Consider the following 11130-nt stretch of genomic DNA (forward strand, 5'->3'; position numbering starts at 1 on the left):
GCGTTCACTGAGGGAAGCCCTTTTCTGTTTTTTATATCCGGTGGCACTCTTCCGGAATACCGATATCCGCCAGCCGTACCTCGCCGCAGAATATCGCCGCTTCCGGTGCCGTGTGGGCCGGTTTTCTGCTGTCAAACGCTACCGTAAGATCAGCCTGTACCGCCCCATTGGCCGCCACGCCGGTATCGGCACAAACGCCGCTGGGCAAATCCACTGCCAGTAAAAAGGCGCCCGCCGCCCGGCTTTGGTTCAGCAGTCCGCAGGCAGCCTGCCCCGCCGGGCGCAGTGCGCCGTGGAAACCGGTACCGTACAAAGCATCCACCACCGCGTTCCATCCCCGGGAATCAGGGCACTGTTCCGCAGGCAGAACCGTAACCGGCAGTGTGCGCAGCAATTCCCGGTTGGTGATGGCATCCGGCGTTTGGGGTTCTCCTTCTGCCAGCCAGACCGTCACCTGCCAGCCACTCTTGGCCGCCACCCGCGCCATAACAAAACCGTCGCCGCCGTTGTTGCCTTTTCCGGCCACCACCAGCAGCCTGCCCGGCTGCGGAAAACGCCCGGCCAGTTCTGCCCAGGCAGCCCGGCCTGCATTTTCCATCATCTGAATGTACAAAAGCCCGCTCTCATTGGCTGCCTGCTCTATGGCTTTCATCTGAGCGGCGGTTACGACCTGTTCATTCTTCATGGCTGTTTTCCTCCTTTTGGGGAACCGTGCGCCCCCTATCCGGGGGAGCGCATGGTTCCGGGTATCCGCTGTTTTTACTGTTATTTATTATTGTATCCCGCCCTTGGCAAAGCCACAAGAGGCCGCCTGTAAAAAGCTGTACCGCCCCGCATCCTTGCGGATGCGAGGCGGTACAGTGTAGAGAGAATGTACAGTCCGGGAATGCCCCCGAACACAATGTCAGTTCAATTTGAGGAATTTGCGCACCGGCAGCGTAACAGCCCCTGCCACCAGGCAGCAGATGACCCACTCGACCACCGCCTGCACACCTACGCAAAGCACGATGAACATAAAGATGTTATCGGCCCCCAGGGTCTGTGCCAGGTTCTGCACATAATCGATGTTATAAAAAAGCAATACCAAAAAGCCCATGAAGAACACGGTGTTCAGCACCGGGGTCGCCAGTGCGCCCGCAAAGCAGCAGAACTTTTCCTGCTTGGGCAGCACCTTGCGCAAAGCCCGGAAAATCCACGCCGCACACAGGCCCATCAGCACACGGGCCACCACGCAGACCACAAAAGTGCCCAAGGGGCTGGCGCTGAACAGTGCCGCACTCATAGCGCTTTTGCCTTCCACCGCCTGGATGAAGCTGGTTGCACCAAATACCGCGCCCAGGATGGCCCCCGCCGTGGGGCCCATGGTCATAGCGCCGATGGCAACCGGTACCGTCAGCAGCGACGCCGACAGGGGGCCGATCTGCAGGTAGCCCAACGGCGTATAGTTCAGCACAAGCAAGATGGCCACCAGCAGCGCAAGCTGGGTAAGCCAACGGACGTTGGTACGATTTTTCATATTCAATTTTCCTCCTGCTGCCGTCTCCTACATCTCGGGAGTACAGCGCAAATGTACAGCCACGGGGGCTGCCAATCCACAGTATAACGCAAAACCGGCCGCGATACAAGCGGCCGGTTGATTTTTTCTTACAGTTTTCCCGCCAGAAGCAGCTCCCGCACCTCAAAAAGGTCATGGCAGCAAACATTATACAGCTGACGGATCTCTTCGTCCGGCTGGGCCAGGTCCGGCACCATCACCGTCACCGCACCGGCTGCATGCCCGGCACGCACACCGTTGAAGCTGTCCTCCAGCACCAGGCAGTCATGGCAGTCCAGGCCCAGGCGGCGGGCCGCCTCCAGAAAGATATCCGGCGCCGGTTTGCTGTGCTGCACATCCGCACCGCAGACGATATCGTGGAAATACCGTGCCGTGCCGGTGGTCTGCAGATTCTGTTCGATCATATTGCGGGGGCTGGAACTGGCCACAATGCGGGGCATCCCCATTTCTTCCAGGGTCGCCAGCAGTTCCTTCAGGCCCGGCTTGCAGGGAACGCCCTGGGCAAAACGCGCTTCGCCGATCTGCCAGACCTTGTCCAGCATTTTGCGGGGGGCAATCTGGGGGAAGTATTTCTGCACATGTTCCACCAGATACTGCCCGGCCAGGCCCCGGCCGCTGGCATAAAAGGCCGCTGTATCCTCCGGCATGGGTACGCCCAGTGCTTCACAGGCAGGTTCCCAGAAAGTATCCCAGATGCGCTCTGTGTCAAACATCAGGCCATCCATATCAAAAATCACGCCTTTTATCATAAAGGTGCCATCCTTTCCCGATCATCCTCAAAGTACAGGCCCATTGTACCGCATTTTTTTGTTTCCCGCAACCGCCGCTGTGCAAATTAGGGCTTGTATTTACCGCTTTAGAGCGCTATAATTGTCTAAACTGCTTCCGGGTTGCTGTGCGGCGGCCCGCCTGGCGGCATTGAGATAACAGGGAGAGTGTAAATCATGTTGGACATCAAGATCACCAAAACGACTGCGCCCAAAGCGAAGCCGCAGGACGAAAGCAAACTTGGCTTTGGCAAAATTTTCAGCGACCACATGTTCCTGATGGACTATACCGAGGGCGAGGGCTGGCATGACGCCCGCATCGTCCCCTACGGCCCGTGGGAGATGGACCCGGCCACCACGGTACTGCATTATGCCCAGGAAATCTTTGAGGGCATGAAGGCCTACCGTACCGCCGAAGGCAAGATTCAGCTGTTCCGCCCCGACTGCAACGCCAACCGCTTCAATGATTCTGCCGACCGTCTGGGCATGCCCCCCATTCCGCCGGAGGATTTTGTGCAGGCCGTAAAGGCCATTGTGGATGTGGACCGTGACTGGGTCCCCCATTCGGACGGTGCCTCGCTGTACATCCGCCCCTTCTGCGTTGCCACCGACGTAGGCCTGGGCGTGCATGCCGCCAAGCATTACCGTTTTGCCATCATCTGCTCGCCTTCCGGCGCTTACTATGCCGAGGGTCTGGACCCTGTGCGCATCTACGTGGAAGACGAATACATCCGTGCTGCTCCGGGCCTGACCGGCTTCACCAAGTGCGGCGGCAACTACGCCGCATCCATCAAGGCCGGTGAACTGGCCGAGGAACGGGGCTTCAGCCAGGTGCTGTGGCTGGACGGCGTAGAGAAGAAGTACGTTGAGGAAGTCGGTTCCATGAACATTATGTTCAAGATCGACGGCAAGATCTACACCGCCGCCTGCACCGGCACGGTGCTGCCCGGCGTGACCCGCCGTTCCATCATCGAACTGCTGAAGGACTGGGGTTACGAAGTGATCGAGGGCAAGCTGGCCATTGCCGACGTCATGAAGGCTGCCGACGAAGGCAAGCTGGAAGAGGTCTTTGGCACCGGCACCGCAGCGGTTGTTTCCCCCGTCAAGGAACTGGACTGGGAGGGCAAGGTAGCCCACATCAGCGGCGGCAAGATTGGCGAGCTGACCCAGAAACTGTACGACACGCTGACCGGCATCCAGTGGGGCAAACTGCCCGATACCAAGGGCTGGACGGTTCCCGTCGAGGCGCAATAAACCCGTTTTTTCGTAAAATGTAATGATAAAAAGCGCGCAGGATGGTGAAAAGCTCCGTCCCGCGCGCTTTTTCTTCATTTCTTTACATTTTCTTAACGGAAAATATGGTATACTGGTAGCGACCGCCCTGCCTTCCGCGGAGCGGAAAACCGACCTTTTCCCGTTGTATAAAAAGGAAGCATTATGAAACATCTTCTGGAATTGCTGGATTCCACCGTGCAGCGCTGGCAGGACCGCCCGGCGTTCGGTGACGAACACGGCACCCTGACCTGGCACCAGGTAGGGCTGGCTGTACACAGCATCGGCACTGCCATGACCCGGCACAAGGTACAGCGGCGTCCGGTAGCTCTTTACCTGGACCATGAAGTTCCCTGTCTGCTGGCTATGCTGAGCACCCTGGCCGCCGGCGGTTATTACACCGTACTGGATACCGCCCAGCCGCCGGAGCGGGTGCGGCGCATTACAGACCAGCTGGAACCGGCCCTGCTGGTGACCGACGCAGCCCACCGGGCCGCTGCCGAGGCCCTGGGCCTGAACTGCCCGATTCTGGGTGTAGCCGACGGGCTGGCCCAGCCGCCGGAACCCTTTGTACTGCAGACCCTGCGGGCGGAAGCCATCGATACCGATCTTGCCTACGTTCTGTTCACCTCCGGTTCCACCGGCGCCCCCAAAGGGGTGGCCGTACAGCATCGCGCTGTGCTGGCTTACAGCGCCTGGGCAGCCGGGACTTTCGGCATTGACGAAACCACCGTGTTCGGCAACCAGACTCCCTTCTACTTTTCCATGTCGGTGACCGACCTGTACACCTCGCTGCGCACCGGCGCCCAGATTCAGATCCTGCCCAAACGGCTGTTTTCCTTCCCGGTGCAGCTGCTGGACTACCTGACCACCCATGGCGTCAATACCCTGTATTGGGTGCCTTCGGCCCTGGGCGGGGTGGTGCGCTGGAAAGCGCTGGATTATACGGCACTGCCGCCGCTGCGCACCGTTCTGTTTGCCGGCGAAACCATGCCCACCCCCTACCTGAATTATTGGCGGGCCCATTACCCCACCGCCCTTTTCGCCAACCTGTTCGGTCCCACCGAAACCACCGACATCTGCGCTTATTACATCGTAGACCGGGACTTTGCCGACGACGAACCGCTGCCCATCGGCCGTGCCTGTGACAACTGCGGTCTGCTGGTGCTGACCCCGGACGGCAAGGCCGCCGCCCCCGGCGAAGTGGGCGAGCTGTGCGCCCGGGGCAGTTTTTTGGCAGCCGGGTATTACAATATGCCCGACAAAACCGCCGACCGCTTTTGCCCCAATCCGCTGCAGCCCCATTACCCCGAAACGATCTACCGCACCGGCGATCTGGTGCGGTATGATGAAGAGGGATTGCTGCAATACATGGGCCGGGCCGACAATCAGATCAAGCACATGGGCTACCGCATTGAACTGGGCGAGATCGAAACGGCGGCTTTCGGGCAGGAAGGGCTGCAAAGCTGTGCCTGCGTATACGATGCCCCCCGGGACCGCCTTGTGCTGTTTTTCACCGCCGGGCGGGACCTGACCGAAGCCCTGCGCACCCGGTTGGCCCAGCGGTTGCCTGCCTATATGCAGCCCGCCGTATACCGCCGCCTGAAAGCAATGCCCCAGAACCAAAACGGAAAAATCGACCGCGCTGTACTGCGCGAACAATGCAAGGAGGACGAAAACCATGCATACCATTGATGAGATCCTGCAGATCCTTTCGGAAGTGAAACCCGGCATCCAGGTGGAACCGGATGCCGAACTGGTGCGCACCGGCGTACTGGATTCGGTGGACATTATGTCCGTGGTGATGGCCCTGGCCGAAGAATTCGACCTGGAGATCAGCCCCCTGGACCTGAAAGAAGAAAATTTCCACACCGCAAACGCCATTCTGGAACTGGTCAACCGACTGGAGGACTGAGCCGGAAGGCACCAACTTTCCACCCTGAGGGAGTTTGTCTATGGCTTATAACTCTTTTCCGTACTTATGTATCTTTCTGCCCCTGTGTTGGGCAGCCTGGGCATTGCTGCCGCAGCGGTACCGCCCGGCGGCCCTGCTGGGCGGCAGCCTGATTTTTTACTGGCTGATGGCCGGCACCTACACGGTCTGGCTGTTGCTGGCCGCGGCCCTTACCTGGGCGCTGGGCCTGGGATTGGGCCGGTTGCAGGAGCTGCAGGCCGCTACGGCCCCGGCCCTGGACCCCGCCGCCCGCAAAGCGGCCAAAAAGCAGTTTACCGCCCTGCAAAAGGGACTGGTCACTGCCGGCGTGGCCGGTTTGCTGGGATTGCTCATCTGGCTGAAGTACCTGCCCTTTCTGGTCCGCTCGCTCAACAGCCTGCTGGCTCAGCTTCCCTTTGCGCTGCAGGTCAGCGCCCCCAGTTTTGTGCAGCCTGTGGGTCTGAGCTTTTTTACCCTGATGGCCATGAGCTACCTGTTCGATGTGCGCCGCGGCACTACCCGGCCCGCAACTCACTACTGGCAGGTATTGCTCTACCTGAGCTTCTGGCCCCATGTGGTGGAGGGCCCCTTTGACCGCTGGGGGCAGATCTCCCCGGCGCTGCTGGACCCGCCCAAGCCCGACTACCGCGCCTTCACCTTTGGTGTGCAGCGGATTTTGTGGGGCATGATGAAAAAGCTCATCATCGCCGACCGGGCCAACATGTATGTAAAAGCCGTTTTTGACGACTGGACCAAATACTCGGGTGCTGCCGTGTTGGTTGCCACCCTGCTGTATACGCTGCAGCTGTATGCCGAATTTTCCGGCTGCATGGATATGGTCCTGGGCGCCGCCGAATGTTTCGGGGTGCCCCTCGCCGAAAACTTCCGCCAGCCTTTCTTCGCCCGCAGTGTCAGCGAATTCTGGCGCCGCTGGCACATCACGCTGGGTGCCTGGCTGCGGGAATACCTGTTCCAGCCGGTCATCGTCAGCAAGCCCATGATGCGCTTCGGCAAATGGTGCCGCACCCGGTTTGGTGCAGCCCTGGGCCGCAGCATGCCGGTATGGGCCGGGCTGCTGTTGACCTGGCTGGCCATCGGCCTCTGGCATGGCGCCGGCTGGCTGTATGTGGTGTATGGCCTGTACTACTTCCTGCTGCAATGGCTGGGAGAACTGGCTGAGCCTACCCTGCTGCGCGTCTGCCCCGGCTTGGCCCGGTGGCGCACCTGCCGCTGGTACAAACTGTGGCAGATGGTGCGCACCTTTGTGCTGGTCAACTTCGGCATGCTGCTGTTCCGTTCCAACGGAACCCGTGCCGCCCTGGATATGCTGGCCAGCCTGCTGCGCCCCTACGAGGGCAGCCTGCTGATCAAGCTGGACGTACAGGACCTGTGGGTGCTGGTGATCGGGGCCGTGGTGCTGCTGGTTGTGGACCTGCTGCATGAGCGCGGGGTTGCCATCCGGGAGTCCATTGCACGGCAGCCGCTGCCGCTGCGCTGGGCCGTCTATTGCGGCGGCATGCTGGCGGTCATGATCTTTGGCGCCTACGGCGACAACTATGACCCGGCCGCCTTTATCTACGCGCAGTTCTGACAAAGTGGGAGTTTACCGTTATGTCTTTACAAACCTGGCAAAAAAACCTTTTGCGGATCACCGCGTTCCTGCTGGTGCTGCTGATGCTGGTACTGGCCGTGGGGCATTACCTGATGCCCCAGTCCAACCGGTATCTGGAAGGCTACACAGCGGGCGGCATCCTGGGCGAAGACTTTGACACCATCGATGTACTGGTTCTGGGGGATTCCAACGCCGCCCAGGGCATTGCCCCCATGAAATGGTACGATGAGTACGGCATCACCGGCTACACCTATGCAGCCGGGTGGATGTCCATGTACAACCTGTACTATCGCCTGAAGCAAATTTACGAGGAGCAGAACCCGCGGGTGGTGGTATTGTGTACCGCCCCGGCCTACTCCAAAAAGAGCAGCGAAAGCACCATGCAGAGCGCCCTGGGAGATATTGCCGACGAGCTGCTGCCGCTGCTTCGCTTCCATGACAACTGGAAATACCTGCGGCCGGACAACCTGCTGACCGAAAAAGACTACAGCTGGCGGGATGTGAACAAAGGCTACACCCCCATTACCGATGTGGCCGGCCGCCCCAACACCGATTATATGTACGATACCGGCGCCAGCGAATCCATCCCCTTCCTGGTCAAGTTCTATATGCAGCGCATCCTGCAGCTGTGTGCCGACCACGACAGCGAAGTGCTGCTGGTCACGGTACCCGCCGCCGTAGGTTGGAATCTGGCCCGGCACAACGGCGTTGCTGCTTTTGCCGAAGAAAACGGTGTGCCTTACCTGGACTTCAACATGGCCGAATACAATCCCGGCATCGACTGGACCACCGACACCGCCGACGGCGGCACCCACCTGAACTGGCTGGGTGCCCAAAAGGTCACCGCGGCCCTGGGGGAGTATCTTCTGGAACAGTATTCCCTGGAAGACCACCGCGGCCAGCCCGGATACGAAACCTGGGACATTGACGCCCAGAGTTACCGGGATCTGCTGCCGGATATTGACAGCCGGGTACGGGAGAACGCAGGAATTGTGTAAGTTGCACAACTTTTAACACGCATTTTACAGCACATTGTACATGAAATCCTCTTGCAAATGCCGTCGAAATGTTGTACTATAATGGCACAGAAAGCAATGGCGCTTTGGAACGGTTGGTACGCGCAGCCGTACCAAGGCGCTTTTTTGAAGAAACGCTTTCTGCAGCAAGAGGAAGAATACCAGAGCGCCCTGCCGGTCAAGCTGGAGGGCATCCACTTGTAGAGGGGTGGGTTCCGTTCGATAGACGAGCGGCAAGACGTTCTGTTTTTCTCCTTCTTTTATAAAAGCGAGACGGGGCAGTGGCCGTCTCGCTTTTCTTTTTGCAGTAAAATAGCAGCAAAAACGGCAGCCCCAGCAGGGCTGCCGTTTTTTGGTTCCGTCAACGGAATGCGTTCAGGCGTTCAGTTTCAGATCATTCTCTGCAATCCAGCCTTCTTTGCGCAGCACTTCGCAGAACAATGTGCTGAGTACCGCGGGCAATACAAAACAGATCAATACCAGCCCGGCCCAGTCAAAGGCAGTGATGGTCTTGCCCATCTCCACCCAGCCGGTGTATACGCCGATCTGCCCCACCAGGCCGCAGGTTCCCATACCGCTGGAAACCGCCGGGCCGTTCATCTCCAACCGGAACAGACAGGTTGCCAGCGGGCCGGTAATGGCCGAGGCCAGTGTGGGGGGAATCCAGATCCGGGGATTGCGCAGAATATTGGGCATCTGCAGCATACTGGTCCCCAGCCCCTGGCTGACAAGACCGCCAATGCCGTTTTCCCGGTAGCTCATCACCGCAAAGCCGATCATCTGTGCACAGCAGCCCGCCACAGCCGCACCGCCAGCCAGCCCCGTAAGGCCCAGAGCCGCGCAGATGGCCGCACTGGAGATGGGCAGCGTCAGCGCCACACCCACCAGGACCGACACCAGGATACCCATAAGCAGCGGCTGCAGTTCGGTGGCCCACATGATCACACCGCCCACCGCACTGGCCGCGGCACCGATGGCCGGGGCAAACAGCACACTGAGCCCGGTGCCCACCAGAATGGTCACCGCCGGGGTGACCAGAATATCCATACGGGTTTCCTTGCTGACCAGCTTACCTGCTTCCGCCGCCACAATGGCGATGAGGTAGACCGCCAGCGGCCCGCCGGCACCGCCCAGTTCATTGGCGGCACCGCCCACCGCGATCAGGCTGAACAGCACCAGCTGGGGCGCACGCAGCGCATACCCGATGGACGCCGCCATGGCAGGGCCTGCCACCGCTGCCGCATAACTGCCGGCAGAAACCAAAAATGCCAGTCCCAGCTGTTCCCCCAACGTTTTGATGATGGTACCGATCAGCAGGCTGGCAAACAATCCCTGGGCCATAGCGCCCATGGCGTCAATGCCATAGCGCTGGGCCGATAAAATTACATCTTTTTTCTTAAAAAACGACCGAACTTCTTCCATGTTTTCACACCCTCTCCCAAGTTAACGGTATTTTATCACCACCCCCTCTAAAATGCAACCTGCCGATTGAAAAAAGCCCCCGGATGCGGTACAATAAAACAAACAAATGAATTTTGTTAAAAGGAGTGCGGACCGCCATGGTTGAAACCTTCATTACCCACATTACTCCCTATGGTCTGGACCGCAAGGTCTTTTTGTACCTGCCGGATGATTGGCAGACCAGCGGCAAGCGGTATCCGGTGGTGTATATGTTTGACGGCCACAACCTGTTTTTTGATTCTACCGCCACCTACGGCACCTGCTGGGGGTTGAAAGAATATCTGGACGCACACCCCCAGGCCATTGTAGCTGCGCCGGAGTGCAACCACGAAGGCAACCGCCGGCTGGAAGAATACTGCCCCTACCGCTCCGACTGGTTCGACGGCATCAACGGCACCGGCAAAACCTATATGGGCTGGCTGGTGCGGGAGTTCAAGCCCTGGATCGACGCCCACTACCCCACCCTGCCGGACCGGCTGCACACCGCCATCGGCGGGTCCAGCATGGGCGGTCTGATGAGCCTGTACGCCGTAGCGGCTTACAACAATGTGTTCAGCAAAGCAGCTTGTCTGTCGCCGTCGGTGCGGCTTTGCATGCCCGCCTTGACCGCCGACCTGCAGATTTCCCTGCTGCGGCCCGACACCCGCGTCTACCTGAGCTGGGGCGAAAACGAAGCCAACGGGCAGCACCAGCTGGCGGAGTACACCGACAATGCCCTGACGGTGACCCGCCTTCTGAACGAAAAAGGCGCTGCGGTATACCCCTATTTCCAGATGGAAGGACGGCACTGCGAAGCCGACTGGCGCACCCAGCTGGACCGCTGTTTCCGTTTTCTGTTCGGCTGGGAATAACCCCGGCCACCATACAGTTCCAACACCAAAGGAGGTCGTTTTTTATGTCGAAAGCTGTCATCTTTTTTGCCCCCGGCCTGGAAGAATGCGAGGGCCTGCTCTGCGTGGACATTCTGCGCCGCGCCGGGGTGGAGGTAACCATTGCCGCCGTGGGCGGCAACCAGACCGTGACCAGCGCACGTCAGGTCCATGTGGTAGCCGACGCCCTGGCTGAAAATGTAGACTATGCTGCCTATGACGCCTGCATCCTGCCGGGCGGAATTCCGGGTGTGAACAACCTGAAAGCCGATGCCACCGTGCGTAAGGTCTGCCAGGATTTTGCTGCCGCCGGCAAACTGGTGGCCGCCATCTGCGCAGGCCCCACCGTTCTGGCGGATTTCGGCGTTCTGAAGGGTAAAAAGGCTACGGTCTACCCCGGCATGGATGCCCCCCTTACCGAAGCCGGTGCCGAATACACCGGGCTGCCCCTGACCATCGACGGCAACATCGTTACCGGCGAAGCCCTGGGTGCTGCCATTCCCTTTGCCCTGGCCCTGGCCCGGCTGCTGGGCAGCGCGGCAGATTCCGACCGCGTCAAAAAAGCCATCGTTTACCAATAATGCCAAACAAAAGAGCCGGTTTCCCGTAGGGGAAACCGGCTCTTTTTGGTTGTATGCTTACTTG

At 59.5% G+C, this 11130-nt stretch carries 11 protein-coding genes; 7 read left to right on the forward strand and 4 right to left on the reverse strand.

The features are described 5' to 3' along the window. Window positions 1-31: 31 nt before the first annotated feature. The 3 genes from H6B10_RS08900 to H6B10_RS08910 all read right to left on the reverse strand — a co-directional run bounded on the left by H6B10_RS08900 (window position 32) and on the right by H6B10_RS08910 (window position 2304). Window positions 32-685, reverse strand: coding sequence for an NAD(P)H-hydrate epimerase (locus H6B10_RS08900; protein WP_204651277.1), 654 nt, complete (start codon window positions 683-685; stop codon window positions 32-34). Between the two features lie 219 nt (window positions 686-904). Further along, a complete protein-coding gene (locus tag H6B10_RS08905) occupies window positions 905-1516 on the reverse strand; it encodes an ECF transporter S component (RefSeq protein ID WP_204651278.1) in 612 nt (203 codons plus the stop codon). A gap of 128 nt (window positions 1517-1644) precedes the next feature. Further along, complete coding sequence (locus tag H6B10_RS08910; protein ID WP_204651279.1) at window positions 1645-2304, reverse strand: HAD family hydrolase; 660 nt, start codon at window positions 2302-2304, stop codon at window positions 1645-1647. 195 nt (window positions 2305-2499) lie between these two features. Between H6B10_RS08910 and H6B10_RS08915 the strand changes: the two genes are divergently transcribed. The 5 genes from H6B10_RS08915 (at window position 2500) to H6B10_RS08935 (ending at window position 8137) form a co-directional block, all read left to right on the forward strand. Beyond that, on the forward strand, window positions 2500-3576 hold the full coding sequence (locus H6B10_RS08915) for a branched-chain amino acid aminotransferase (protein WP_204651280.1): 1077 nt from the start codon (window positions 2500-2502) through the stop codon (window positions 3574-3576). Window positions 3577-3759: 183 nt separating this feature from the next. Further along, on the forward strand, window positions 3760-5289 hold the full coding sequence (locus tag H6B10_RS08920; RefSeq protein WP_204651281.1) for an amino acid adenylation domain-containing protein: 1530 nt from the start codon (window positions 3760-3762) through the stop codon (window positions 5287-5289). Then, window positions 5276-5509: an acyl carrier protein gene (locus H6B10_RS08925; protein ID WP_204651282.1), complete on the forward strand. Its 234-nt coding sequence runs from the start codon at window positions 5276-5278 to the stop codon at window positions 5507-5509. The genes H6B10_RS08920 and H6B10_RS08925 overlap by 14 nt, the downstream gene beginning before the upstream one ends. Window positions 5510-5549: 40 nt before the next feature. Then, complete coding sequence (locus H6B10_RS08930; RefSeq protein WP_204651283.1) at window positions 5550-7118, forward strand: MBOAT family O-acyltransferase; 1569 nt, start codon at window positions 5550-5552, stop codon at window positions 7116-7118. A 20-nt stretch (window positions 7119-7138) separates the two neighbouring features. After that, the gene (locus H6B10_RS08935) at window positions 7139-8137 is read left to right on the forward strand and encodes an SGNH/GDSL hydrolase family protein (protein WP_204651284.1); all 999 of its coding nucleotides are present in this window, start codon (window positions 7139-7141) and stop codon (window positions 8135-8137) included. Window positions 8138-8530: 393 nt separating this feature from the next. Here H6B10_RS08935 and H6B10_RS08940 read toward each other — a convergent pair whose 3' ends face one another. Continuing rightward, window positions 8531-9577: a PTS transporter subunit IIC gene (locus H6B10_RS08940; protein ID WP_204651285.1), complete on the reverse strand. Its 1047-nt coding sequence runs from the start codon at window positions 9575-9577 to the stop codon at window positions 8531-8533. 137 nt (window positions 9578-9714) lie between these two features. On the opposite strand from H6B10_RS08940, the gene H6B10_RS08945 reads away from it, so the two are divergent. Both H6B10_RS08945 and H6B10_RS08950 read left to right on the forward strand, forming a co-directional pair. Continuing rightward, window positions 9715-10467, forward strand: coding sequence for an alpha/beta hydrolase (locus H6B10_RS08945; RefSeq protein ID WP_204651286.1), 753 nt, complete (start codon window positions 9715-9717; stop codon window positions 10465-10467). A 44-nt stretch (window positions 10468-10511) separates the two neighbouring features. Then, entirely contained in the window at window positions 10512-11066 is a 555-nt protein-coding gene (locus tag H6B10_RS08950; protein ID WP_204651287.1) for a DJ-1 family glyoxalase III, read from the forward strand. Window positions 11067-11130 lie beyond the last annotated feature (64 nt).

The organism is Gemmiger formicilis (assembly GCF_016901605.1).
Lineage (GTDB): Bacteria > Bacillota > Clostridia > Oscillospirales > Ruminococcaceae > Gemmiger > Gemmiger formicilis_B.